The organism is Pseudomonas sp. D4-21 (genome assembly GCF_051132125.1).
Lineage (GTDB): Bacteria > Pseudomonadota > Gammaproteobacteria > Pseudomonadales > Pseudomonadaceae > Aquipseudomonas.
Genome location: NZ_CP071664.1, coordinates 4,872,005 through 4,895,551, shown reverse-complemented (window position 1 = coordinate 4,895,551; position 23,547 = coordinate 4,872,005). Strand labels below are relative to the sequence as shown.

24 protein-coding genes are annotated in these 23,547 nt (G+C 62.5%); 19 read left to right on the top strand and 5 right to left on the bottom strand.

Going from position 1 to position 23,547, the window contains the following annotated elements; all coding sequences use genetic code 11:
- Positions 1-489: 489 nt before the first annotated feature.
- The 4 genes from J3Q04_RS22070 to J3Q04_RS22055 all read left to right on the top strand — a co-directional run bounded on the left by J3Q04_RS22070 (position 490) and on the right by J3Q04_RS22055 (position 4,786).
- A complete protein-coding gene (locus tag J3Q04_RS22070) occupies positions 490-2,394 on the top strand; it encodes a sigma-54-dependent Fis family transcriptional regulator (RefSeq protein ID WP_434609373.1) in 1,905 nt (634 codons plus the stop codon).
- A gap of 121 nt (positions 2,395-2,515) precedes the next feature.
- On the top strand, positions 2,516-3,865 hold the full coding sequence (gene mpl / locus J3Q04_RS22065) for a UDP-N-acetylmuramate:L-alanyl-gamma-D-glutamyl-meso-diaminopimelate ligase (protein WP_434562118.1): 1,350 nt from the start codon (positions 2,516-2,518) through the stop codon (positions 3,863-3,865).
- Positions 3,862-4,509, top strand: a complete 648-nt coding sequence (gene ubiX / locus J3Q04_RS22060) for a flavin prenyltransferase UbiX (protein WP_420767346.1) — start codon at positions 3,862-3,864, stop codon at positions 4,507-4,509. The genes mpl and ubiX overlap by 4 nt, the downstream gene beginning before the upstream one ends.
- On the top strand, positions 4,502-4,786 hold the full coding sequence (locus tag J3Q04_RS22055; RefSeq protein WP_434609375.1) for a YceK/YidQ family lipoprotein: 285 nt from the start codon (positions 4,502-4,504) through the stop codon (positions 4,784-4,786). The genes ubiX and J3Q04_RS22055 overlap by 8 nt, the downstream gene beginning before the upstream one ends.
- Before the next feature lie 155 nt (positions 4,787-4,941).
- Here J3Q04_RS22055 and J3Q04_RS22050 read toward each other — a convergent pair whose 3' ends face one another.
- From J3Q04_RS22050 to J3Q04_RS22040, 3 genes are all read right to left on the bottom strand, one after another.
- Complete coding sequence (locus tag J3Q04_RS22050) at positions 4,942-5,583, bottom strand: oxidoreductase (RefSeq protein WP_420767345.1); 642 nt, start codon at positions 5,581-5,583, stop codon at positions 4,942-4,944.
- A 27-nt stretch (positions 5,584-5,610) separates the two neighbouring features.
- Positions 5,611-7,329 carry a C13 family peptidase gene (locus tag J3Q04_RS22045; RefSeq protein ID WP_420767344.1) on the bottom strand — a complete coding sequence of 573 codons (1,719 nt, stop codon included), beginning with the start codon at positions 7,327-7,329 and terminating at the stop codon, positions 5,611-5,613.
- A 93-nt stretch (positions 7,330-7,422) separates the two neighbouring features.
- The gene (locus tag J3Q04_RS22040; protein WP_039594307.1) at positions 7,423-7,878 is read right to left on the bottom strand and encodes a MaoC family dehydratase; all 456 of its coding nucleotides are present in this window, start codon (positions 7,876-7,878) and stop codon (positions 7,423-7,425) included.
- 189 nt (positions 7,879-8,067) lie between these two features.
- Between J3Q04_RS22040 and J3Q04_RS22035 the strand changes: the two genes are divergently transcribed.
- The 3 genes from J3Q04_RS22035 to J3Q04_RS22025 are packed head-to-tail and all read left to right on the top strand — an operon-like array spanning position 8,068 to position 9,747.
- Positions 8,068-8,433: a CidA/LrgA family protein gene (locus J3Q04_RS22035; RefSeq protein ID WP_434609378.1), complete on the top strand. Its 366-nt coding sequence runs from the start codon at positions 8,068-8,070 to the stop codon at positions 8,431-8,433.
- On the top strand, positions 8,430-9,146 hold the full coding sequence (locus tag J3Q04_RS22030) for an LrgB family protein (protein WP_420767341.1): 717 nt from the start codon (positions 8,430-8,432) through the stop codon (positions 9,144-9,146). The genes J3Q04_RS22035 and J3Q04_RS22030 overlap by 4 nt, the downstream gene beginning before the upstream one ends.
- A 10-nt stretch (positions 9,147-9,156) precedes the next feature.
- The gene (locus J3Q04_RS22025; protein ID WP_420767340.1) at positions 9,157-9,747 is read left to right on the top strand and encodes an LON peptidase substrate-binding domain-containing protein; all 591 of its coding nucleotides are present in this window, start codon (positions 9,157-9,159) and stop codon (positions 9,745-9,747) included.
- A gap of 2 nt (positions 9,748-9,749) precedes the next feature.
- On the opposite strand, the gene J3Q04_RS22020 is transcribed toward J3Q04_RS22025, so the two are convergent.
- Together J3Q04_RS22020 and J3Q04_RS22015 are read right to left on the bottom strand one after the other, a co-directional pair.
- Positions 9,750-11,066 (bottom strand): bifunctional DedA family/phosphatase PAP2 family protein, encoded by a 1,317-nt coding sequence (locus J3Q04_RS22020; protein WP_434609381.1) that lies wholly within the window; start codon positions 11,064-11,066, stop codon positions 9,750-9,752.
- A 45-nt stretch (positions 11,067-11,111) separates the two neighbouring features.
- Complete coding sequence (locus tag J3Q04_RS22015; protein WP_434609383.1) at positions 11,112-11,792, bottom strand: DNA-3-methyladenine glycosylase; 681 nt, start codon at positions 11,790-11,792, stop codon at positions 11,112-11,114.
- Between the two features lie 198 nt (positions 11,793-11,990).
- Between J3Q04_RS22015 and J3Q04_RS22010 the strand changes: the two genes are divergently transcribed.
- The 12 genes from J3Q04_RS22010 (at position 11,991) to lipA (ending at position 23,454) form a co-directional block, all read left to right on the top strand.
- Complete coding sequence (locus J3Q04_RS22010) at positions 11,991-13,262, top strand: glutamate-5-semialdehyde dehydrogenase (protein WP_434609384.1); 1,272 nt, start codon at positions 11,991-11,993, stop codon at positions 13,260-13,262.
- A gap of 28 nt (positions 13,263-13,290) precedes the next feature.
- Positions 13,291-13,962 (top strand): nicotinate-nucleotide adenylyltransferase, encoded by a 672-nt coding sequence (nadD, locus tag J3Q04_RS22005; protein ID WP_162488984.1) that lies wholly within the window; start codon positions 13,291-13,293, stop codon positions 13,960-13,962.
- Between the two features lie 71 nt (positions 13,963-14,033).
- On the top strand, positions 14,034-14,528 hold the full coding sequence (gene rsfS / locus J3Q04_RS22000; protein WP_420767336.1) for a ribosome silencing factor: 495 nt from the start codon (positions 14,034-14,036) through the stop codon (positions 14,526-14,528).
- Between the two features lie 9 nt (positions 14,529-14,537).
- A complete protein-coding gene (gene rlmH, locus J3Q04_RS21995) occupies positions 14,538-15,005 on the top strand; it encodes a 23S rRNA (pseudouridine(1915)-N(3))-methyltransferase RlmH (RefSeq protein ID WP_434609388.1) in 468 nt (155 codons plus the stop codon).
- A 10-nt stretch (positions 15,006-15,015) separates the two neighbouring features.
- Positions 15,016-16,911, top strand: coding sequence for a penicillin-binding protein 2 (gene mrdA, locus J3Q04_RS21990; protein ID WP_420767335.1), 1,896 nt, complete (start codon positions 15,016-15,018; stop codon positions 16,909-16,911).
- A gap of 31 nt (positions 16,912-16,942) precedes the next feature.
- Positions 16,943-18,046 (top strand): rod shape-determining protein RodA, encoded by a 1,104-nt coding sequence (gene rodA / locus J3Q04_RS21985; protein WP_045157031.1) that lies wholly within the window; start codon positions 16,943-16,945, stop codon positions 18,044-18,046.
- A 17-nt stretch (positions 18,047-18,063) separates the two neighbouring features.
- Entirely contained in the window at positions 18,064-19,074 is a 1,011-nt protein-coding gene (mltB, locus tag J3Q04_RS21980; RefSeq protein ID WP_420767334.1) for a lytic murein transglycosylase B, read from the top strand.
- Positions 19,074-20,099: a septal ring lytic transglycosylase RlpA family protein gene (locus J3Q04_RS21975; protein WP_420767333.1), complete on the top strand. Its 1,026-nt coding sequence runs from the start codon at positions 19,074-19,076 to the stop codon at positions 20,097-20,099. Before mltB ends, J3Q04_RS21975 begins: the two co-directional genes overlap by 1 nt.
- Positions 20,100-20,267: 168 nt before the next feature.
- The gene (locus J3Q04_RS21970; RefSeq protein ID WP_420767332.1) at positions 20,268-21,425 is read left to right on the top strand and encodes a D-alanyl-D-alanine carboxypeptidase family protein; all 1,158 of its coding nucleotides are present in this window, start codon (positions 20,268-20,270) and stop codon (positions 21,423-21,425) included.
- An 82-nt stretch (positions 21,426-21,507) separates the two neighbouring features.
- The gene (locus J3Q04_RS21965; RefSeq protein WP_420767331.1) at positions 21,508-21,783 is read left to right on the top strand and encodes a DUF493 domain-containing protein; all 276 of its coding nucleotides are present in this window, start codon (positions 21,508-21,510) and stop codon (positions 21,781-21,783) included.
- Entirely contained in the window at positions 21,783-22,430 is a 648-nt protein-coding gene (gene lipB / locus J3Q04_RS21960; protein ID WP_434562132.1) for a lipoyl(octanoyl) transferase LipB, read from the top strand. The genes J3Q04_RS21965 and lipB overlap by 1 nt, the downstream gene beginning before the upstream one ends.
- A 1-nt stretch (position 22,431) precedes the next feature.
- Positions 22,432-23,454 (top strand): lipoyl synthase, encoded by a 1,023-nt coding sequence (gene lipA, locus J3Q04_RS21955; protein ID WP_014340371.1) that lies wholly within the window; start codon positions 22,432-22,434, stop codon positions 23,452-23,454.
- Positions 23,455-23,547: the final 93 nt, after the last annotated feature.

The window sequence follows — 23,547 nt, the reverse complement described above, 5'->3', positions numbered from 1 at the left end:
GGAGCCGCGCAAATTCGCGCTGGTACTTAAGCCTAGAGCAAAGGTTGGGCCATTGCCTTGCAGGGCCCGGAAATCAAGACTTTGGGAGGAATTCGTCAGACAAACGGAGGGGCTGTGTCACGGTTGCGATACGCAGGGTGTGACAGTTTGTGCCATGGCTGAGACAGTCTGTGACCGGCAAGTCGCGCCAGCATTGCAAAGGTCGGTGGGCTGGAGGATGCTGGCTTCGACGGCGAGGCCATGGGCGGACCGCTTTTTTGGCAAGACTGCTTCTCTTGCAGGACTGTTTGGGTGACAAGCCGCTTTTGTGGCGAGGGAGCTTGCTCCCGCTGGACCGCGAAGCGGTCCCAAGGCAGCCAACTCGGTCTGCCTGATGCACCGCAAACTCAGGTTTTGGGGCCGCTGCGCAGCCCAGCGGGAGCAAGCTCCCTCGCCACGGGGCAATGTGTCTGCAGGTCCAAAAAGGTCCTTCGGGGAGAACAATAAGAAATGCACAGCAACCATTTGAGTCGCCATGCCCAGCAAGTCTTGACGGTCACCCAGGGCAAGGCCCATTTGCAGGGGCCTGGCAGCGATCCGTCGATTGCCCGTTCCTGGCTGCGCTGCCTTGAGGACTATCACCTCGACCCGGCGCAGAACCTGGCGCCGACGGTGCTTGAACATGGCCGAGTGCTGGAAAGCCGCGAGCGTTTGCAGCAAGTGCTGCATATCGCCGGCACGGAAATGACCAGCCTGCATCAACAACTTTCCGGCGCCGGCCACGCTGTGCTGCTCACCGACGCTCGGGGCGTGATCCTCAACTGCGTCACTGCCCCCAGCGAGCGGAAGATTTTCGAGCGGGCCGGCCTTTGGCTGGGCGCCGACTGGAGCGAAGCCTGCGAAGGCACCAACGGCATCGGCACCTGCCTGGTGGAACGCCAAGCCCTGACCATCCACCAGGAAGAACATTTTCGCGGCCGTCACACCGGCCTGACCTGCTCGGCGAGCCCGGTGTTCGACCCTCATGGCGAACTGCTGGCGGTGCTCGATGTGTCCTCGGCCCGGCCAGACGTGTCGCGCCAGAGCCAGTTCCACACCATGGCCCTGGTCAATCTCTCGGCGAAGATGATCGAGAGCTGTTATTTCCTGCGTTGCTTCGACAATCAATGGCTACTGCGCTTCCATCTGCAGGCCGAGTCCGTGGGGCTGTTCAGCGAAGGGCTGATGGCGTTCGACGGCGAAGGGCGGATCTGCGCGGTGAACCAGAGCGCGCTGAACCTGCTCGGGCACATTCGTGGCGGCTTGCTTGGCCAGCGGGTCGAAGACTTTTTTGATTGTTCCCTGGATGAGCTGATGGGCCGGGCCAGTGCCCAGGCCAGCGCCAGTTGGCCGTTGCGCACCCGTGACGGCCGGCATCTGTTTGCCGTGTTGCGCGGCCAGCCGCGTAGCGTCCCGGCCCCGGTCGCGCCGGCCTTCAAAGTCATCGAGTCGGCACGTCTGCCGGGGATCTGCCTGGGGGATGCGGCGTTGCAGGAACATTTTCGCAAGGCACTGCGGGTCTACGAACGCGATGTGCCGCTGCTGATCCACGGCGAGACCGGCTCCGGCAAGGAGGCGTTTGCCAAGGCTGTGCACCATGCCAGCCAGCGCGCCGAGAAAAACTTCGTCGCCCTCAACTGCGCCGCGATTCCAGAAAGCCTGATCGAAAGCGAGCTGTTCGGTTATCGCGGCGGCAGCTTCACCGGCGCGAGAAAAGAGGGCATGCGCGGCAAGTTGCAACAGGCCGACGGCGGCACGCTGTTTCTCGATGAAATCGGCGACATGCCGCTGGCCTTGCAGACTCGCTTGCTGCGGGTGCTGGAAGATCGCCTCGTGGTGCCCATCGGCGGCGAACCCGAGGCGGTGAACGTACGCATCATCAGCGCCACTCACCGGCAATTGCTCGACCGGGTGCGCGATGGCAGTTTTCGCGAGGATCTGTATTACCGCCTCAATGGCTTGGAAATCCCGTTGCCGGCGTTGCGTGAGCGCAGTGACAAATCTCAGCTGCTGGATTTCCTGTTGGCTGAAGAGAGCGGCGCCGAGACGTTGTTTATCGACGAACCGGCGCGCCAGGCATTGCTGGGCTTCGACTGGCCGGGCAACGTGCGGCAGCTGCGCAATGTGCTGCGTACCCTCGCTGCGTTGTGCGACGGCGGGCGGATTGGTTTGGAAGACTTGCCGGCGGTGATCCGCCAATGCCCGGTGGAGCAGGTAGAAGCCCCGACAGAACACCCGCTGGAAGATGCCGAGCGACTGGCGTTGCTCGATGCGCTGGAGCGCCAGCGCTGGCATATGACCCACACAGCTGAACAGCTGGGGATCAGCCGCAATACCCTCTACCGCAAACTGCGCAAGCACGCGATTGCCCGATAACCGCGTCGCGGCCCTTCGCGAGCAGGCTCGCTCCCACAGTGGATCTCGGTGCGAAGGCTAAACACAAGGTGCGATTTTCCCCTCCCTACGCTAACCTGCGGCCATGTTTACGAGGTCGACTATGCACATCCATATTCTCGGTATTTGCGGCACTTTCATGGGTTCGATGGCGGTTTTGGCGAAGGAATTAGGCCATCACGTGACGGGTTCCGACGCCAACGTCTATCCGCCCATGAGCACTCAGCTGGAAGCCCAGGGCATCGAGTTGACCCAGGGCTATGACCCGGCACAGCTGGACCCGGCGCCGGACCTGGTGGTCATCGGCAACGCCATGTCCCGTGGCAACCCGGCGGTGGAGTACGTGCTCAACAAAGGCCTGCCGTACGTGTCCGGGCCGCAATGGCTGGCCGACCATGTGCTGCAGGGCCGTTGGGTCCTGGCTGTGGCCGGCACCCACGGCAAGACCACCACCAGCAGCATGCTCGCCTGGGTGCTGGAGCACGCGGGCATGAGCCCGGGCTTCCTGATAGGTGGCGTGCCGCAGAATTTCTCGGTGTCGGCGCGCCTGGGTGGCACGCCGTTCTTCGTGATCGAGGCCGATGAGTACGACAGCGCATTTTTCGACAAGCGCTCGAAGTTCGTCCACTACCGTCCACGCACGGCGATCCTTAATAACCTCGAGTTCGATCATGCGGACATCTTCCCCGATTTGCCGGCCATTGAGCGGCAATTTCACCATTTAGTGCGCACCATCCCCAGCGAAGGCCTGGTGATCCACCCGACTACCGAGCCGGCGTTGCAGCGCGTCATTGAAATGGGCTGCTGGACGCCGGTGCAAACCACCGGTGCGGGCGGTCAGTGGCAGGTCAAGCTGCTCAAGGATGACGGCTCTGAGTTTGAAGTGATGTTCGAAGGCCAGCCCCAAGGCGTGGTCGAGTGGGACATGACCGGCCAGCACAACGTCGCCAATGCCCTGGCGACCCTGGCGGCGGCCCGGCATGTCGGCGTGGTGCCGTCCATGGGCATCGCCGCGTTGAGCGCGTTCAAAAGCGTGAAACGGCGGATGGAAAAGGTTGCCGAAGTCCGCGGCATCACCATTTACGACGACTTCGCCCACCACCCGACGGCTATTGCCACCACCCTCGACGGCTTGCGCAAGCGCATCGGTGATGCGCCGTTGATCGCTATCATCGAGCCGCGCTCCAATTCCATGAAGCTCGGTGCCCACCGCGACGGCTTGCCGGAAAGCGTGGTCGATGCCGACCAGGTGATCTGGTATGCGCCGGCCAACCTGGGTTGGGATCTGGCCGCCACCGCCGCGCTGTGTACGGTGCCGTCGATTGTCAGCGATTCCTTGGAAGGCATCATCGAACGCGTCAAAAGCCAGGCCCAGCCCGGTACCCACGTGGTGATCATGAGCAATGGCGGCTTCGGCGGCCTGCACGGCAAACTGGCCGAGGCGCTGAAATGAACACTCGCTTGCAGGGCAATGGCCCGGAACGCATCACGCTGGCGATGACTGGTGCGTCCGGCGCCCAGTACGGCTTGCGCTTGCTCGATTGCCTGGTGCGCGAAGACCGCGAAGTGCATTTCCTCATCTCCAAGGCCGCGCAACTGGTGATGGCCACCGAGACCGACGTGACCTTGCCACCCAAGACCCAGATGATGCAGGCCTTCCTCACCGAGTACACCGGAGCGGCGGCGGGGCAGATTCGTGTGTATGGCAAGGAAGACTGGATGTCGCCGGTGGCCTCCGGCTCCGGCGCGCCAGCGGCGATGGTGGTGGTGCCGTGTTCCACCGGGACGCTGTCGGCGATTGCCACCGGTGCCTGCAACAACCTGATCGAACGGGCGGCGGACGTCACGCTCAAGGAGCGTCGCCAGTTGATCCTGGTGCCCCGGGAAGCGCCGTATTCGAGCATTCACCTGGAGCACATGCTCAAGCTGTCGAACATGGGCGTGACCATTTTGCCGGCCTCGCCGGGTTTCTATCATCAGCCACAGACCATCGATGACCTGATCGATTTCGTGGTCGCCCGGATCCTCAACCTGATGAACATTCCCCAAGACATGCTGCCACGTTGGGGCGAGCATCATTTGAGCAGCGATGAATAAGCTGCTGGCGGTGTTGCTGGCGTTGCAACTGACCGGTTGCGCCACCGCCCGCACCCTCGACGCCGCCAAGCCGGGTGCTCCGGTGGTGTACGCCGGGACGCGCCTGGATCTTTATGCGCTGAACGGCGGTTGCTGCGCCAAGGACCGCTTTGGCGCTGAGGCGCCGAGCTATCCGGGCCTCGATCTGCCTGGGAGCGCGTTGCTCGATACTTTGTTGTTGCCGTTGTCGTTGTTTACGGCGTTGGGTGTGGGGTTCCAGGCGAATGGGGGGTTGTAGCAAGCAATTGCCTCACAACCTGTGGCGAGGGCGCTTGCTCCCGCTGGGCTGCGGAGAAGCCCCCAGCTTTTTCCCCTGAGATCCAAGGCGACTGCTGCGCAGTCGAGCGGGAGCAAGCTCCCTCGCCACTATGCATCCACGCAGGCGCTACAGAATCATTTCCCAAGCCTGCGCAACTCATCCGACTCCACCACCCGCACCCCATCCTGCTCTTCCAGCGCCAGACGCCACATGGCCCGGGCCAGTTGGCAGGCTTCGATACCGTGGTACTTGCCGGGAATCAGCTTGGACAACGGCCCGGCCAGTTGCTCGGCCAGGCGCGGTTCAACCCGCTCGCCGAGCAGCAGGGAAGGGCGGCAGATGGTCAGTTGCGGCCAATCCTGGGCCTTGAGGGCCGCCTCCATTTCGCCTTTGACCCGGTTGTAGAAGATCGACGACTTCGCGTCGGCATTCAGCGCACTGATCACGATGAGATGCCGCGCGCCCAGCTCCCGGGCGCGTTTGGCGAAGGCCACCACCAGGTCCAGGTCCACGGCGCGAAACGCCTGTTCGGAGCCGGCTTTCTTGATGGTGGTGCCAAGGCAGCAGAAGGCGATGTCGACCGGGCCTTCGAGCCGTTGCAGCAACTCGGCCGGTTCCCCAACCGGATTTTCCAAGTGCGGATGCTCGGCCAGTGGCCGGCGGGAAGGCGCCAGTACCCGGGTGATGGTCGGCTCATTGAGCAGCCGATCCAACAGATGTTCCCCGGTCAATCCGGTCGCGCCGGCGAGCAAAACATGCTGAGGCGTCAAGTACATAGTGTCTCCCCCTTGATACGGTTCAGCTTAGTTGCTCTTTTTGCCCTCGTCGTTCAATGCAGCACTTCGCAATGCTTTTCGCGCTTGTTGCTTGCGCAGCAATTGCCAGTGGGACAGCACCGTCCTCGGCGCCCAGATCTGCGGTTCCGAGGCTTCGAAATTGTCCGCCTGCTCGCGTTCGGCAACGATGCCCTTGGCGCGCTTGAACGCTTGCTCTAGGTCGTCGGTCTGGTTCAGCGCCTGGGCGAACAGGGCGTCGCCGAAATAAGTGAAGTTGGCCTCCTCGGAGCAGCCGAATGACACCCGGTCGGCCCGGGACGCGGTCATGATCAACGTGCGTTCATCCTTGAGCGCCGGAATGAACCCACCGGAATAACAGGCCGAGATCACCACGATCTTGTCGCGATGCTTGAGCGGTGCCAGGACAACGGCCAGTTCGTCGGCGGGCAGGTCGGCCAGTTCCATGCGAGGTTGGTCGAGCACCAGTTCGTGCTCGCTGGTGCCGTGGCTGGTCAGGTAGATGAATATCAGGTCTTCCGGGCCGCTGCGCTCGGCCAAAGTGACGGCGGCGCGGCGCAGGCTTTCGCGGCTGGCCATGGGCCGGTCGCTGAGGTGATCGCGGTGGTTCACCAGGCGGATCTGGCCGGTCGCGCCGAAACGGCTGGCAAGCATATTGGCAACGTAGTCGGATTCACGCAGGAACACGCTCTGCTTGCCGTCGCCGCCCAGGGTCAGGCTGTACAGTTCCACCTCAGGCGTCGACGCGGGGATATCGGCCAGCGCTTCGTCGAGCAGGCGGCCTTGGGCCAGGATGCCGCGTTCGAGCACGTCCGGCAGCAGCTTGCCGTCGGCGTCGCGTATCCGCAGGCCGTTGGCCCAGGTGCCGCTTTGCACCGTGCCGTCGGTCAGTACCAAGGTGCCGCGCCCGTGGTAGCTGTCGCTTTCGAACTGGCCCACGTAGAAGCTGCCATCGGGCAGGTTGAGGCGGCCCTCGCCGGTGAAGCGCCATTCGTTGAACTGGCCGAGATAATGACTGCCGTCCGCGCCAATCAGTTCGCCTTTGCCGGTCAGCGCGCCGTCCTTGAACTGGCCGATCCAGACATCGCCGTCGGCATTTTCATAACGCCCTCGACCGTTGAGTTGGTTGTTGCGGAAACCGCCGATGTAGACGTCGCCTTCGGCACTGTTGAACGTGCCCTTGCCCTGGAGCTGGCCGTCGACGAAATGCCCGGTGAACTGGTTGCCGCTGGCATCGAAGCGCTGGCCTTCGCCGTTGGGCTTGCCGTTGGCGAACGGGCCTTGATACTGGCTGCCATCGTCGAGTTCGAGACGCCCGAGGCCGGAGTAACGGTCGGCCTTGAATTCGCCCCGGTAGGTCATGCCGTTTTCCTTGAGCGTCCCTTCGCCGTCCCGCCGGCCTTGCTTGAAGCCGCCGGTGTAGCTGCTGGTCGGTGTGGTCAGGCTGCCCTGGCCATGGAACAGGCCTTGCTCGAATTGGCCGCGATAGACTTCGCCATTGCTGCCGTGCCACTCCCCGGTGCCGTGCCACTGGCCCTTGTCGAACTGGCCGGCGTACCAGCTGCCGTTGGGGTAATCGATGCGTCCCTGGCCTTGCAACAGGCCGTCCACCAGGTCGCCGCGATAACGCCCGCCATCGGGCAGGCGTGCATCGGGAGGCAGCAGCGATTCGCCATCGCCGCAGGCTGTGAGCAGGAGGGCCAGGGTCAGGGGTACAAGTGCGCGCATAACGGGATCCAGGTAATCAGGCGACGAGTATGCCGCAGCTATGCGCGTTGACGCGATGCGAAACTGCATGAGCGGTTTCGCGACCGCGAGGGTCTACACGAAGCAGAGCGACAGTGGCTCGGCAATGTAGGCCGGTTTTTCCGAACCTTCGATTTCCAGCGTGGCGGTGGCCTTGAGCAGCCATTGGCCAGGTTTTTTCTCGGTCACGTCCACCAGATCGACCTTGAGCCGGACCTTGGAGTCGACCTTCACCGGCTGGATGAAGCGCACGCTGTCGAGCCCGTAGTTGACGACCATCTTCACACCCTCGGGCAGGATCAGGATGTCTTCCATCAATTTGGGCATCAGCGACAGCGACAGGAAACCGTGGGCGATGGTGCTGCCGAACGGGGTCTGCGCGGCCTTGACCGGGTCGACATGGATGAACTGGAAGTCGCCGGTGGCTTCGGCGAACAGGTTGATGCGGTCCTGGTCGATGGTCAGCCAGTCGGAACATCCCAGTTCCTTGCCGACATAATCCTTGAGCGCTGTAACGGGAACGTAGGGCATTGAGACTCTCCTTGGTTCATCTGTCCTGCTTTTATGGAACGGGGGTCTGCGCCCCCGAGAACCACTGTAGATCAACATGGCCGACCGGGAAGGTCATCGACCATGCTTTTTACGAATGCCGAACCATAGCGTGGGCGTGCTTATAATGCCGGCGCATTCTTTGAACACGTGTTGCGGGGGAAAGAGCGGATGTTGCTACGGGGCCTGACCTGGCTGGTGCTGTTCCAATTGCTGGGCACTGCCATCAACCATTTGTTCCTGCCGATCCTGCCGGGGCCGATCGTTGGCCTGCTGCTGATGCTGGGCTACCTGATCACTCGCGGCGAAGTCAGCGAGCCGTTGAACCTGGCCGCCAGCAGCCTGTTGCGCTACCTGCCGTTGCTGCTGGTGCCGCCGGCGGTTGGGGTGATGGTCTATGCCCGGGCGATCGCCGCCGATTTCTGGGCGATTGTCGGTGCGCTGATGTTGTCGTTGGTCCTTTCGGTGGCGTTGACGGGCGTGATGATGCAGCGCCTGGCCCGGCGCCACAGTGTCGAGCCGGAGGACGCCCCATGATGTTCGATTGGCAAGGCGCCTGGACCTCGGTCATCCATCACCCGCTGTTCGGCATCGGCATTACCCTGGGCGCCTATCAATTGGTGCTGGCGGCGTTCGAGAAGACTCGCTGGGTGTTTCTTCAGCCGGTATTGATGTCGATGCTGGTGTTGATCGCCGTGCTGGTGGGCTGCGGCATCAGTTACGCCGAGTACCGCAAGAGCACCGAGATCCTGAGCATTCTGCTGGGGCCGGCAACCGTGGCCTTGGCGGTGCCGTTGTACTTGAACCTGCGGCGAATCCGCCAATTGTTCTGGCCGATTTTTACTACGCTGGTGGTAGGCGGGGTGTTCGCCACCGGTTCCGCGGTGGTGCTGGGCTGGGCGTTTGGCGCCGAGCACATGATCCTCATGACGATGGCACCCAAGTCGGTGACGTCGCCGATCGCCATGCTGGTGGCCGAGCAGATTGGCGGCGTGGCGGCCATGGCGGCGGTGTTCGTGCTGATCACCGGTGTGCTGGGGGCGATCCTGGGGCCGAGTATTTTGACCCGATTGGGTGTCCACAGCCCTGAAGCGCGGGGCATGGCCCTGGGTCTGACCGCCCACGCGGTGGGCACCTCGGTGGCGTTGCAGGAAAGCGAGGAGACCGGCGCCTTCGCGGCCCTGGCGATGAGTTTGATGGGCGTGGCCACGGCGGTGCTGCTGCCGCTGGTGGTGTCGATGACTGTTTAAGGAATGGGTTATGAGCTTGCCGCTGTTCCCGTTGAACACTGTGTTGTTCCCCGGTTGCACTCTTGATCTGCAAATCTTCGAGGCGCGTTACCTCGACATGATCGGGCGCTGCATGAAAAAAGGCGAAGGTTTTGGCGTGGTGTGCATCCTCGATGGCGAGGAAGTCGGCATTGCGCCCGATGGCTACGCGCGGGTCGGGTGTGAAGCGCTGATCACCGATTTTTCCCAGCAGGAAAACGGTCTGCTGGGGATCCGCGTGCAAGGCGCACGGCGTTTCCTGGTGCACAGCACCAGCGTCCAGGCGGATCAGCTCACCGTGGCGCAGGTCGAGTGGCTGGAGGACGAGCCGGAACAACCGTTGCAAGATGAAGATGCCGACCTGGTGGCGCTGCTCAAGGCCCTCGCCGAACACCCGATGGTCGAGGCGCTGAACATGGGCACCGAAGCCAAGGGCCAACAGTCCCTCGCCAATCAGCTGGCCTATCTGCTGCCGTTCAATGAACTGGACAAGATCGACCTCCTGCAACTGGACGACCCGCAACAGCGGCTGGATGCGATCCAAGCGCTGTTGGATGAATTACAGGGCGAACTGTTTGCCTGACATCAATAGGCATACCGCAACATCGCATGCGGCAGGTGCCGCAGGGCGAAGAAGCTGAAGGCCGCCAACAGCGCCGGCAGGACCAGCCACCAGACTCTTGGCGACATGGCGCGCAGCGGTTCCTGGCGCTGGGTCAGCCACAGGACGGCGGCGCAGACGGTGGCGGCGAGCATGGCGCCGGCAACGATGTCGCTCGGCCAATGCGCCCCGAGGTACACCCGCGACAGGGCGATGGCCAGGGCCGGCAATGCGCCTAGCAGCAGCCAGGTCAAGCGCAGGCGCGGCGGCTGTCCCCGGCCGGCCAGCACGGCGAGGGTCAGGAACAGCGCGAATGCGCCAGAAGCATGGCCGCTGGGCATGCTGTAGCTGGTCAACGGTTCGCTCAGGATCTCAGGGCGCACGCGGGCGAAAAACAGTTTGGAGCCGGTGTTGGCCAGGGCCGTGAGCAGCATCGTGCCCCCGGCAAAGATTGCCTGGCGCCATTGGCGTCCCAATAACAACAGTCCGGTAACCAGGGCGCTGAAGATCAGCATGTAGCGGAATTCGCCGATCAGCGTGAAGGTCACGGCGATTTCATCCAGCGTTGCGCTGCGATGTTCCTGGACCAGGGCAATCAGGCCCTGGTCGAAAGCCGTCAGGTAGCGAAAACCAGTGAACAGGCCGATCAGGATGGCCAGGCCAACACCCGCGATGATTGCCGAGGCATGACGGTGACGACGCAGGCTGCTGTTGACGCTCAGGCCGAGCATCACCGCGATGCTGCCGATGACGACGCCGGCTTGTGGCCAGAAGCCTTCGGGCAGTGGCAGGCGGAACGCCGCTCCGGTGGCCCAGCCGGGAAGCAGGTAGGCAACGGTCCAGCCTGCCGCCGCCACCACGCTGACGACCGCGAAGCGTGGGAACGGCATGTCGCACATCCCGGCCACCATCGGCAGCATCGGCCTCAGCGGGCCGATGAAACGCCCCACCAGCAGGCTGGCGATACCGTAGCGCTGGAAATAGCTTTCCGCTGCGCTCATCCATTCCGGATGTTGTCGCAGCCCCGGCAGGCGCCGGATGTTCTGGTGGAAATGCCGTCCGAGAAAGTACGAAACCAGATCCCCCAGCAATCCGCCGAGAAGGCCCAGCAGCAAGGTTTCGCCCAGGGACAACGCCCCACTGCCGGCCAGCACCGCGATGGCGAACAACAACACCGTGCCCGGCACAATCAACCCGGCAATGGCCAGGCATTCAACGCAAGCGACGACAAACACCGCCACCGCCAGCCATTGTGGGTTGACGGTCAGCCAGCCGGTAATGCTATCGAGCCATTGGCCCATAAAGACAACTCCATTGAATATTGATGGGCATGCACGGCGTTGTGTTCAGGACAGCAAAACATAATCCCGGCCCTCGACCTGTCCGCGCCGCAGCGGGTTGCGGGTACACCATTGCGCGTAGGCGGCATCGACGAAGCGGTAGGGCAGGTGTTCGTCTCGTCCCAGTGGAATGCCCAGGCGAGTGGTCTGGATCACATTCACCGTCGGCACGCCCACATCTTCCACCAGCAGCCGTTCAGGGTCGAAGCGTTTGGCGTCCCAGTCCGGCACTTTCAGGCCCAGGGCCTTGCACAGCAAGGTCTGGCCGGCACACAGCTTTTGTGGCGCGCGTGGTCGGCCTTGGGCGTCGGGATTGTTGAGGAGCATCTGCGCCAGGCTGTCCGGGCCGCTGATGGCATCCACCCAGGGATACGCAGACTTGATCAACACCGCATTACCCGGGCCTTGCGCACTGAAATTCAGTGAATCGCCGCCCCGGGCGTAATACATATAGATGTGGCCGCCATCGAGAAACAACGCCCTGCGCTTTTCCGTATAGCCCAGGGAGGCGTGGCTGCCTTTCTCGGCGAAGTAATAGGCTTCGGTCTCGATGATCCGCGCACTGAGCCACAGGCTGCCGACCTTGTGCCGAATGACCTTGCCCAGCAGGTCCCGGGCGAGCACCTGGGCGTCGCGATCAAAAAAAGCGTGTGGCAAAGCGATGGGTACGGAAGGCGAATCGGTCATGTCGATGGACGAAGTAAGGCCAAAAGTAGCGCGATGATAACAATGGAAAGCTTAATTACCGCTGAACATTCACGGAAACATTCGCGTTCGATGGCTGTTTTGCGCCTCCGCCGGTCACCGCTGTGAGTCCATGCTGTTAGTCGAGGGTTACGACAGCTATAATCTGCCGCTTTCCTCTTTGCCAAGACCACACAGACCATGACTGAGTCCGTTCTTGACTACATGACCCGCCTGGGTCGCGCCGCCCGCGAAGCGTCGCGCGTCATCGGCCGTGCCAGCACCGCGCAGAAAAACCGCGCCTTGCAGGCCGCCGCCAACGCGCTGGACGCGTCTCGCGCCGAGTTGTCCGCCGCCAATGAGCTGGACCTGGCCGCTGGCCGGGCCAATGGTCTGGAGCCGGCCATGCTCGAACGCCTGGCGCTGACACCGGCGCGCATCGACGGCATGATCGTCGGTCTGCGCCAGGTCGCGGCACTGCCGGACCCGGTCGGGGCGATCCGCGACATGAGCTATCGGCCATCGGGTATCCAGGTCGGCAAGATGCGCGTGCCCCTGGGCGTGGTCGGGATCATCTACGAGTCGCGGCCGAACGTGACCATCGACGCCGCGAGCCTGTGCCTGAAGTCCGGTAACGCGACCATCCTGCGTGGCGGTTCCGAGGCGATCCATTCCAACCGCGCCATTGCCGCCTGCATCCAGCGTGGCCTGGCCGAAGCCAACCTGCCGGCCGCCGTCGTGCAAGTGGTGGAAACCACCGATCGCGCCGCGGTCGGGGCGCTGATCACCATGCCCGAGTTTGTGGACGTCATCGTGCCCCGCGGCGGCAAGGGCCTGATCGAGCGCGTCAGTCGCGACGCCCGCGTGCCGGTGATCAAGCACCTGGACGGCATCTGCCATATCTACGTCAGCGCCCACGCCGAATTGCCGAAGGCCCAGCGCATTGCCTTCAACGCCAAGACTTATCGTTATGGCATCTGCGGTGCGATGGAAACCCTGCTGGTGGACCAGGCCGTAGCCAAGGATTTCCTGCCGTCGATGGCTGCCCAGTTCCGCGAAAAAGGCGTCGAGCTGCGTGGTTGCGAGCGCACGCGGGCAATCATCGAGGCCGTTGCGGCCACGGAAGAAGACTGGGATACCGAATACCTGGCGCCGATCCTGTCGATCCGCGTGGTCGATGGGCTCGACCAGGCGATCGAGCATATCAACCGTCATGGCTCCCATCACACCGACGCCATCGTCACCGAACACCAGGGCGAAACCCGGAGTTTCGTGGCGCAAGTGGACTCTGCTTCGGTGATGATCAATACCCCGACCTGCTTCGCCGATGGCTTTGAATACGGATTGGGTGCCGAGATCGGCATTTCTACTGATAAGCTGCACGCCCGCGGTCCGGTGGGCCTCGAAGGCCTGACCTGCGAGAAGTACATCGTGGTCGGTGACGGCCAGTTGCGCGGACAGGAGCCGGCCTGACTTGGGCGACCTCGACCCACTGGCCTCTATGACGATGCCCGTTGTGACGGCGATCGCGCCAAAGCGCATTGGTATCCTGGGTGGCACATTCGACCCGGTGCACATCGGCCATCTGCGCGGTGCGCTGGAAGTCGCCGACGCGCTGGCCCTCGATGAGTTGCGCCTGACGCCCAGCGCCCGGCCGCCTCATCGGGACACGCCGCAGGTGTCGGCCCGGGATCGCCTGGCGATGGTCGAGTGCGCGGTGGCCGGCGTGGCGCCGTTGGTGGTGGATGCCCGCGAATTGCAGCGGGACAAACCGTCCTACACCATTGATACCCTGGAGCTGATGCGTGCCGAACTGGCCGCTGATGCCCAGGTTTTTCTGCTTCTGGGCTGGGACGCTTTTTGCGGCCTGCCCACTTGGCATCGCTGGGAAGAGTTGCTCCAGCATTGCCACATCCTGGTGCTGCAACGCCCGGATGCCGACAGCGAACCGCCGGATGCCTTGCGCAACCTGCTGGCGGCGCGCTCGGTGAGCGACCCGCTGGCCCTCAAGGGGCCGAGCGGACAGATTGCATTCGTCTGGCAGACGCCGCTCGCGGTATCCGCCACCCAGATCCGTCAACTGCTGGCCAGCGGTAAGTCGGTACGTTTCCTGGTGCCCGACGCGGTCCTGGCCTACATCGATGCGCACGGGCTGTACCGTGCGTCGAACTGAACAAGGCGTGCTCCGCCGACACGAATCCACGTGTACCGAGCACCCGAACACATGAGCAAAACGAGTTTTCTATGACTGACAAAGACCTGAACAAAGTTAAGCGCAAGGGCACCTTCAAGAGCGCCCCGCTGCCGGTAGAAGCACACGCCGGCGTGGCGCTGACCGGCGAAGAGCTGGTCAAGGTGGCCGTGGCGGCCCTGGAAGACGTCAAGGCCCAGGACATCCAGGTGATCGACGTTCGCGAGAAGCAGAGCATCACCGACTACATGATCATCGCCACCGGTACCTCCAATCGCCAGATTAATGCGATGCTGGAAAAAGTTCGCGAAGAAGTCAAAAAGCAAGGCGCCAAGCCGTTGGGCGAAGAAGGCAAGGGCGAAAGCGACTGGGTGCTGCTGGACATGGACGATGTCATCGTTCACATGATGACCGCGTCGGCGCGCCAGTTCTACGACCTGGAACGCCTGTGGGCAGGCGCCGAGCAGAGCCGTTCGGCCAGTGCCGCGCACCACAGCCCGGAAAACTCCCATGAGCACTTCACCAAGCTCAACAAAGACCAGCAATAAGGGATCGCTGTGCGACTGCGCCTGATCGCCGTCGGTTCTCGCATGCCCAAGTGGGTGGAAGAAGGCTGGCATGAATATGCCAAGCGTCTTCCGTCCGAGCTGGCCCTGGAACTGGTGGAAATTCCGCTCAATACCCGTGGCAAGAACGCTGACGTGGCGCGTTTCATCCGCCAGGAAGGCGAAGCCATGCTGGCCAAGGTCGGGCCGAACGAGCGGATCGTCACGCTCGAAGTCCACGGCAAGCCCTGGAGCACCGAGCAACTGGCGGTGGAGCTCGATCGCTGGCGATTGGATTCGCGCACGGTCAATTTCATGGTCGGTGGCCCGGAAGGGCTGGCGCCTGAAGTCTGTGCGCGGGCCAATCAGCGCTGGTCGTTGTCGCCCCTGACGTTGCCGCACCCACTGGTGCGGATCCTGATCGGGGAACAGTTGTACCGTGCCTGGACAGTCTTGTCCGGGCACCCTTATCACAAGTAATCCTGCCCTCATGCCTCAGCCGATCCGCATTAAGGACCACGAAAAAGACGCCCGTCTGGTGCGGGGCCGCGTCGTGTTCGGGGCTATCGCCGTGGTCACGCTGATCGGCGTGCTGATCGCGCGGCTGTATTTCCTCCAGGTCATCCAGTACGAGTATCACTCGACCCTCTCGGAGAGCAACCGCGTCCACGTACAGCCGATTCCGCCGACCCGAGGGCTGATTTTCGACCGCAATGGCGTGGTGGTGGCCGATAACCGGCCCAGCTTCAGCCTGAGCATGACCCGCGAGCGCTCTGGCGACTGGCAAAAAGTCCTCGACGTGATCGTCGAGGTGCTGCAGTTGACACCTGAGGACCGGGCGATTTTCGAGAAGCGCATGCGCCAGGGCCGGCGCCCCTTCGAGCCGGTGCCGATCATGTTCGAGCTGACCGAAGAGCAGATCGCGCTGATCGCGGTGAACCAGTTCCGCCTGCCCGGCGTCGAGGTGGTGGCGCAGTTGGTGCGGCATTATCCGCAAGGGCCGCACTTTGCCCACTCGGTCGGCTACATGGGACGGATCAACGAGAAAGAGCTCAAGACCCTCGATCCGGTCAACTACAGCGGCACCCACCATATCGGCAAGACCGGTATCGAGCGTTTCTACGAGGCCGAGCTGCACGGCCAGGTGGGATACGAGGAAGTCGAGACCAACGCCCGAGGCCGGGTGTTGCGGGTGCTCAAGCGCACCGACCCGATTCCTGGCAAGGACATCGTCCTGAGCCTGGACATCAAGTTGCAGGAAGCCGCCGAAGCGGCGCTGGGCGGACGGCGTGGCGCCGTGGTCGCGTTGGACCCCAGCACCGGCGAAGTCCTGGCGATGGTCAGCCAGCCAAGCTTCGACCCGAACCTGTTCGTCACCGGCATCAGCTTCAAGGCCTACGCCGAGCTGCGCGATTCCATCGACCGGCCGCTGTTCAACCGCGTGCTGCGCGGCCTGTATCCGCCGGGGTCGACCATCAAGCCGGCCGTGGCGATCGCCGGGCTGGATGCCGGCGTGGTCACTGCATCGAGCCGGGTCTATGACCCCGGTTATTACCAACTGCCGAACTACGACCACAAGTACCGCAACTGGAACCGCACCGGTGACGGCTACGTGGACCTGGAAACGGCGATCATGCGCTCCAACGATACCTACTTCTATGACCTGGCCCACAAGCTGGGGATCGATCGGTTGTCGTCCTACATGAACAAGTTCGGTCTCGGCCAGAAAGTCTCCCTGGACATGTTCGAAGAATCGCCGGGCCTGATGCCGTCTCGGGAGTGGAAGCGCGCGACCCGCCGACAGGCCTGGTTCCCGGGCGAAACCTTGATTCTGGGGATCGGCCAGGGCTACATGCAGGCCACGCCGTTGCAACTGGCCCAGGCCACGGCTCTGGTGGCGAGCAAGGGCAAGTGGTATCGCCCGCACCTGGCCAAGACCATCGAGGGCCAGAAGCCCGTGGATCCGGACCCGGTGCCGGACATCATCCTGCGCAATCCATCGGACTGGCAGAAGGTCAACATCGGCATGCAACAGGTAATGCACGGTGCCCGGGGCACGGCGCGCAAGGCTTCCATCGGTGCGCAATACCGGATCGCCGGCAAGAGCGGGACCGCCCAGGTCGTGGCCATCAAGCAGGGTGAGAAGTACGACCGCTCCAAGGTCCAGGAGCGCCACCGCGACCACGCCTTGTTCGTCGGTTTCGCGCCGGCCGATAACCCGAAGATCGTCGTCTCGGTAATGGTCGAGAACGGTGAGTCCGGTTCTGGTGTCGCCGCGCCGGTGGTGCGCCAGGTCATGGACGCCTGGCTGCTGGATGAGCACGGCCAGCTCAAGCCCGAATTCGCAAGCCCGATCAGCGCGGAGGCTACGGCCCGTGAAGAATAATTTCGACCGCATCCTCTCCAGCGAAGATGTGATGCGCCGTCGCGCCACGTTGCTGCAGCGCATGCACATCGACGGTCCGCTGCTGATCCTGCTGCTGACACTGGCGGCCGGCAGCCTGTTCGTACTTTATTCAGCCAGCGGCAAGAATTGGGACCTGCTGGCCAAGCAGGCCACCTCGTTCGGCATCGGCCTGGTGTCGATGATCGTCATCGCCCAACTCGAACCACGCTTCATGGCGCGCTGGGTGCCACTGGCCTATGTGGTCGGCGTGGGGTTGCTGGTGGTGGTGGACATCATGGGTCATAACGCCATGGGCGCCACCCGCTGGATCAACATCCCCGGGGTGATCCGTTTCCAGCCCTCGGAATTTCTCAAGATCATCATGCCGGCGACCATTGCCTGGTACCTGGCCAAGCGGTCGTTGCCGCCGCAACTCAAGCATGTGTGTATCAGCCTGTTGCTGATCGGTATCCCGTTTATCCTGATCGTGCGCCAGCCGGACCTGGGCACTTCGCTGCTGATCCTGGCCGGCGGCGCGTTCGTGCTGTTCATGGGCGGGTTGCGCTGGCGCTGGATCCTCAGCGTGATCGCCGCCGCCGTGCCGGTGTCGGTGGCCATGTGGTATTTCGTGATGCACGACTACCAGAAGCAACGCGTCCTGACATTCCTCGACCCGGAAAGCGATCCGCTGGGCACCGGCTGGAACATCATCCAGTCCAAGGCCGCCATCGGTTCCGGTGGGGTGTTCGGCAAGGGTTGGCTGATGGGCACCCAGTCGCACCTGGACTTTTTGCCGGAAAGCCACACCGATTTCATCATTGCCGTGATGGGCGAGGAGTTCGGCCTGGTAGGCATCTGCGTGCTGCTGCTGATCTATCTGCTGCTGATCGGGCGAGGCCTGGTGATCACCGCCCAGGCCCAGACCCTGTTCGGCAAATTGCTTGCTGGCAGCCTGACCATGACTTTTTTTGTTTATGTTTTCGTCAACATCGGTATGGTCAGTGGCCTGTTGCCGGTCGTGGGGGTGCCGTTGCCATTCATTAGCTACGGAGGAACTTCGCTGGTGACGCTACTGTCAGCGTTTGGGGTTTTGATGTCGATTCATACGCATCGCAAATGGATCGCGCAGGTTTGAATAAGGTGAAGAGTTCAATGCAAGCAATGCGTGGCTGGTCGACGCGATATGCGCCGTGGGTCGGCCTGGTCGGCTTACTGGGCTGCGCGCCGCATGCCTTGGCGGGCGAATACGAAGGCTCGCCGCAAGTGGCCGAATTCGTCGGTGAGATGACCCGCGACTACGGGTTTGCCGGCGAGCAGCTGATGGGGGTGTTCCGCGAGGCCGAGCGCAAGCAGTCGATCCTCGATGCGATCTCCCGGCCCGCCGAGCGCGTCAAGCAGTGGAGCGAGTACCGGCCGATGTTCATCACCGAGGCGCGTATCGCCCGGGGCGTGGACTTCTGGCGTCAGCACGAGGCGGCCCTGGCTCGCGCCGAGCAGGAATATGGCGTGCCGGCCCAGGTCATCGTGTCGATCATTGGCGTTGAAACTTTCTTTGGCCGCAACACCGGCAATTTCCGGGTCATCGACGCATTGTCGACCCTGGGCTTCGATTATCCGCCGCGCGCCGAGTTCTTCCGCAAGGAGCTGCGCGAGTTTCTGCTGTTGGCCCGGGAAGAGCAGGTCGATCCGCTGACTCTCAAGGGTTCCTACGCCGGAGCCATGGGCCTGCCGCAATTCATGCCCAGCAGTTTCCGCGCCTACGCGGTGGATTTCGACGGTGATGGCCACATCAATATCTGGACCAACCCGACCGATGCGATCGGTAGCGTTGCCAGTTATTTCAAGCGCCACGGCTGGGAAGCCGGCGAGCCGGTGGTCAGCCGTGCCGACGTGCGCGGCGAGCAGGTTGACGAGGGCTTGACCGAAGGGATCGAGCCGACGAAAACCGTCGGGGAGTTGCGAGCGCTGGGCTGGTCGAGTCATGATGCGCTGCGTGACGATATGTCGGTCACCGCGATGCGCCTGGAAGGCGAGCAGGGCCCTGAATATTGGATGGGCCTGAAGAATTTCTACGCGATTACGCGTTATAACCGCAGCGTGATGTACGCCATGGCTGTATATCAACTGTCTGAAGAGCTGGTCAAAGCACGGGGCGTCAAATAATGCAGGCATTGCCTACCTATCAACCCCTGAGAGCCAGGCCCCTCAAGCTGGTGGCATTGGCGGCGCTGTCGTTACTGGTTGTCAGTTGTTCGACCAGCCGCGCACCCACCCAGAAAAGCCCCAACGTCGTGCGCGCCACCCCAGGCCTGGACATCAACCGGGCCCACAAGGACGGCGCGCCGTGGTGGGACGTGGATGTCTCGCGCATTCCCGACGCGACGCCGACCCTGCACACCGGCCCCTACAAGGCCAACCCGTATACGGTGCTGGGCAAGACCTATTTCCCGATGGCTGAATCCAAGCGCTACGTCGCCTCGGGCACGGCGTCCTGGTACGGCACCAAGTTCCACGGCCAGAACACCGCCAATGGCGAGGTCTACGACCTCTATGGCATGAGCGCGGCCCACAAGACCTTGCCACTGCCCAGTTATGTGCGGGTGACCAACCTGGACAACAACAAGACGGTGATCCTGCGTGTCAACGATCGTGGGCCGTTCTATTCCGATCGCATCATCGACTTGTCGTATGCGGCGGCGAAAAAGCTCGGTTACGCTGAAACTGGCACCGCGCGGGTAAAAGTCGAGGGCATCGATCCGCAGGAATGGTGGGCCCAGCGCGGCCGTCCGGCGCCTTTGATGCTCAACGAGCCAAAAGTAGCGCAGAATGCCGCGCCAACCGTGACGGCTTCCACCGGCACGGTCGAGCAATGGACCCCACCGCCGCAGCAGCATGCGGCGGCCGTGGTGCCCGTGCAGATCGACGCAAAAAAAAACGCTTCTGCAACAGCGTCTGGCCAGTATCTTCAAGTGGGCGCGTTCGCCAACCCGGACGCTGCAGAACTGTTGAGATCGAAGCTGAGCTCGATGGTCAGCGCGCCGGTGTTCATCAGCTCGATCGTGCGCAACCAGCAGACACTGCATCGGGTGCGCCTGGGGCCGATCGGTTCTCCGGGTGAGGTCCAGCAGGTACAGAACAGCGTGCGCCTGGCCAATCTCGGTTCGCCGAGCCTGGTCACCGCTGAGTAATTGATTGAGGCCCGCTTGTGGTTTGGGCGGGTCAGGTTGTTGGCTCGATGAATAACAAAAGCCCGGCAAGGGTTGTGAGTGAGCAACTTAAGTGCGCGGCGGCCCGTTAGAAAGCTGCCTGTTTAGTATTGCCTCCGGGCAGTTTCCATTAGCGATTTCGAGAGACGGATGAACATCACCACCTTTGCCAAACGCCTTTGCCTGCTAGTCCCGCTGCTTCTCTCACCGGCCGCGTTCGCGGTCGAGATGATGCCGGCGCCGCCTCAATTGGCCGCCAAATCCTTTGTGCTCATGGATGCCAGCAGCGGCGAGGTGCTGGTGGAGAACAACGGTGACCAGCGTCTGCCACCGGCCAGCCTGACCAAGCTGATGACGGCCTACATCGCCACGCTGGAAATCCGTCGTGGCCAGATCGGTGAAAACGATCCGGTGACCGTCAGCGAGAACGCCTGGCGCACCGGCGGTTCGCGGATGTTCATCAAGGTCGGTTCGCAAGTGACCGTCAGCGACCTGCTGCACGGGATCATCATCCAGTCCGGCAACGACGCCAGCGTCGCCCTGGCCGAGCACATCGCCGGCAGTGAAGACGCATTCGCCGACATGATGAACAAGACCGTGGCCGACCTGGGCATGACCAACAGTCACTTCATGAACCCGACCGGTCTGCCGAACCCGGAGCATTATTCGTCGGCTCACGACATGGCGATCCTGGCGCGGGCCATCATTCATGAAGACCCGGCGCACTACGCCATCTATTCCCAGAAAGAGTTCTTCTGGAATGGCATCAAGCAGCCCAACCGCAACCTGCTGCTGTGGCGCGACAAGACTGTCGACGGTCTGAAGACCGGCCACACCGAGGAAGCGGGTTACTGCATGGTGTCGTCGGCCGTTCGTGACGGCATGCGCCTGATCGCCGTGGTGTTCGGCACCAACAGCGAAGTGGCCCGCGCCGCCGAGACCCAGAAGCTGCTGACCTATGGTTTCCGCTTCTTCGAAACCCAGACCTTCTACCAGAAGGGCACCGAACTGGCCCAGGCCCAGGTCTGGAAAGGCGCCACCAACCAGGTCAAGGCCGGCCTGGCCCAGGACCTGACCATGACCTTGCCTAAAGGCCAGCTCAAGAAGCTCGCCGCCAGCATGACCATGAACCCGCAACTGACCGCGCCGATCGCCAAGGGTGACGTCATCGGCAAGGTCGAAGTCAAACTGGACGACAAAGTGGTGCACAGCGCCGACCTGATCGCGCTGGATGCGGTCGAGGAAGGTGGTATTTTCCGCCGCATGTGGGATAGCATCCGTCTATTCTTCTACGGCTTGTTCAACTGATTTCAAGTGTTGACCTGCATGGCCCCGTTCCCTTCCGGCACGGGGCCATGTTCGTTACCACGGCTTGCGAGGCCGTTACGCCATGACAGACTCCGAAGTAAAGGCGCCAAAGATCGAGTTTCCTTGCGAGGACTACCCGATCAAAGTAATCGGCGACACCGGTGTGGGCTTCAAGGACAAGATCGTCGCGATCCTTGAGAAGCACGCCACCGTTGACCTCAAGACCCTGGCCGAGCGCCAGAGTACCAACGGCAAGTACACGACAATCCAGCTGCATATCATTGCCACCGGCCAGGAACAGCTCTACGACATCAACAGCGAGCTGCGAGCGACTGGTTTCGTGCACATGGTGTTGTGATGCCGGGCACGCTGGGCTTTCGCGAGCTAGGCACGATGGCTTACGAGCCGGTCTGGCATGCCATGCAACGCTTCACGAACGAACGCGGTACCACCGCCGACGATGAAGTCTGGCTGGTCGAGCACCCACCGGTGTTCACCCAGGGCCAAGCGGGCAAGGCCGAGCACTTGTTGTTGCCAGGCGACATCCCGGTGGTGAAGGTCGACCGGGGCGGGCAGGTGACTTACCATGGGCCCGGCCAACTGGTTGCCTATCTGTTGCTGGATGTGCGCAAGCTGGGATTCGGTGTACGCGAGCTGGTCACCCGCATGGAAACGTGCCTGATCGATTTGCTCGCCAGCTACGGCGTAAGCGCGGCGGCAAAGCCCGATGCGCCGGGCGTGTACGTCGACGGGGCGAAGATCGCCTCCCTTGGGCTGCGGATCCGCCATGGCTGTTCGTTTCACGGCCTGGCGTTGAACGTGGACATGAATCTTGAGCCGTTTCGACGGATTAATCCCTGTGGCTACGCAGGGCTGGCGATGACCCAGCTGCGCGATCACACAGGATCGATTGAATTTGCCGAGGTAAGTGCCCGGCTGCGCGCGCAGCTCGTCAAACACCTCGACTATGCTGAGCAGACGACCCTCACGGGCGGAATCGACTGATATGACTACTGATGCAGTGCAAACCATGATCCCGACGCTGGACGTCACCGAGCGTCCGGCCCCGCGTGCCAAGGTAGAGGCCGGCGTCAAGCTGCGCGGCGCCGAGAAGGTTGCACGCATCCCGGTCAAGATCATCCCGACCACCGAATTGCCGAAGAAGCCCGACTGGATCCGCGTGCGCATTCCGGTCTCTCCGGAAGTCGACCGCATCAAGGCGCTGCTGCGCAAGCACAAGCTGCACAGCGTCTGCGAAGAAGCCTCCTGCCCGAACCTGGGCGAGTGCTTCTCCGGCGGCACCGCGACGTTCATGATCATGGGCGACATCTGCACCCGTCGGTGCCCGTTCTGTGACGTCGGCCACGGCCGTCCGAAGCCATTGGACACCAACGAGCCGGAAAGCCTGGCCATCGCCATCGCTGACCTGAAGCTCAAGTACGTGGTCATCACCTCGGTGGACCGCGACGACCTGCGTGACGGCGGTGCCCAGCACTTTGCCGACTGCATCCGCGAAATCCGCAAGCTGTCGCCGAATGTCCAACTGGAAACCCTGGTGCCGGACTACCGCGGCCGCATGGACATCGCCCTGGAAATCACCGCCGCCGAGCCGCCGGATGTGTTCAACCACAACCTGGAAACCGTGCCGCGCCTGTACAAGGCCGCGCGTCCGGGTTCGGATTACCAGTGGTCGTTGACCCTGCTGCAACGCTTCAAGCAAATGATGCCGCATATTCCGACCAAGTCCGGCTTGATGCTGGGCCTGGGTGAGACCGATGAGGAAGTCATCGAAGTCATGAAGCGCATGCGTGAGCATGACATCGACATGTTGACCTTGGGGCAGTACCTGCAACCTTCGCGCAGCCACTTGCCGGTGCAGCGTTTTGTGCACCCGGATACCTTTGCCTGGTTTGCTGAGGAGGGGTACAAGATGGGCTTCAAGAATGTGGCCTCGGGGCCTTTGGTGCGTTCTTCGTATCATGCTGATGAGCAGGCCAAATTGGTCAAGGCTGAGCTTCTGGGGTCCTGATCTTTTAGCTTTGGGTGGTGTGTAGATCCGTAATTGTGTGATGGCGGCTTATGGTTCCGCTCTTACGGCGGGTTACTTTTTTGGCGTCTGAAA

Excerpts from the sequence above, each read along its gene's own strand:
- J3Q04_RS22070 (WP_434609373.1), top strand. The coding sequence starts at position 490 with ATGCACAGCAACCATTTGAGTCGCCATGCCCAGCAAGTCTTGACGGTC.
- mpl (WP_434562118.1), top strand. The coding sequence starts at position 2,516 with ATGCACATCCATATTCTCGGTATTTGCGGCACTTTCATGGGTTCGATG.
- ubiX (WP_420767346.1), top strand. The coding sequence starts at position 3,862 with ATGAACACTCGCTTGCAGGGCAATGGCCCGGAACGCATCACGCTGGCG.
- J3Q04_RS22055 (WP_434609375.1), top strand. The coding sequence starts at position 4,502 with ATGAATAAGCTGCTGGCGGTGTTGCTGGCGTTGCAACTGACCGGTTGC.
- J3Q04_RS22050 (WP_420767345.1), bottom strand. The coding sequence starts at position 5,583 with ATGTACTTGACGCCTCAGCATGTTTTGCTCGCCGGCGCGACCGGATTG.
- J3Q04_RS22045 (WP_420767344.1), bottom strand. The coding sequence starts at position 7,329 with ATGCGCGCACTTGTACCCCTGACCCTGGCCCTCCTGCTCACAGCCTGC.
- J3Q04_RS22040 (WP_039594307.1), bottom strand. The coding sequence starts at position 7,878 with ATGCCCTACGTTCCCGTTACAGCGCTCAAGGATTATGTCGGCAAGGAA.
- J3Q04_RS22035 (WP_434609378.1), top strand. The coding sequence starts at position 8,068 with ATGTTGCTACGGGGCCTGACCTGGCTGGTGCTGTTCCAATTGCTGGGC.
- J3Q04_RS22030 (WP_420767341.1), top strand. The coding sequence starts at position 8,430 with ATGATGTTCGATTGGCAAGGCGCCTGGACCTCGGTCATCCATCACCCG.
- J3Q04_RS22025 (WP_420767340.1), top strand. The coding sequence starts at position 9,157 with ATGAGCTTGCCGCTGTTCCCGTTGAACACTGTGTTGTTCCCCGGTTGC.
- J3Q04_RS22020 (WP_434609381.1), bottom strand. The coding sequence starts at position 11,066 with ATGGGCCAATGGCTCGATAGCATTACCGGCTGGCTGACCGTCAACCCA.
- J3Q04_RS22015 (WP_434609383.1), bottom strand. The coding sequence starts at position 11,792 with ATGACCGATTCGCCTTCCGTACCCATCGCTTTGCCACACGCTTTTTTT.
- J3Q04_RS22010 (WP_434609384.1), top strand. The coding sequence starts at position 11,991 with ATGACTGAGTCCGTTCTTGACTACATGACCCGCCTGGGTCGCGCCGCC.
- nadD (WP_162488984.1), top strand. The coding sequence starts at position 13,291 with ATGACGATGCCCGTTGTGACGGCGATCGCGCCAAAGCGCATTGGTATC.
- rsfS (WP_420767336.1), top strand. The coding sequence starts at position 14,034 with ATGACTGACAAAGACCTGAACAAAGTTAAGCGCAAGGGCACCTTCAAG.
- mrdA (WP_420767335.1), top strand. The coding sequence starts at position 15,016 with ATGCCTCAGCCGATCCGCATTAAGGACCACGAAAAAGACGCCCGTCTG.
- rodA (WP_045157031.1), top strand. The coding sequence starts at position 16,943 with ATGCGCCGTCGCGCCACGTTGCTGCAGCGCATGCACATCGACGGTCCG.
- mltB (WP_420767334.1), top strand. The coding sequence starts at position 18,064 with ATGCAAGCAATGCGTGGCTGGTCGACGCGATATGCGCCGTGGGTCGGC.
- J3Q04_RS21975 (WP_420767333.1), top strand. The coding sequence starts at position 19,074 with ATGCAGGCATTGCCTACCTATCAACCCCTGAGAGCCAGGCCCCTCAAG.
- J3Q04_RS21970 (WP_420767332.1), top strand. The coding sequence starts at position 20,268 with ATGAACATCACCACCTTTGCCAAACGCCTTTGCCTGCTAGTCCCGCTG.
- J3Q04_RS21965 (WP_420767331.1), top strand. The coding sequence starts at position 21,508 with ATGACAGACTCCGAAGTAAAGGCGCCAAAGATCGAGTTTCCTTGCGAG.
- lipB (WP_434562132.1), top strand. The coding sequence starts at position 21,783 with ATGCCGGGCACGCTGGGCTTTCGCGAGCTAGGCACGATGGCTTACGAG.
- lipA (WP_014340371.1), top strand. The coding sequence starts at position 22,432 with ATGACTACTGATGCAGTGCAAACCATGATCCCGACGCTGGACGTCACC.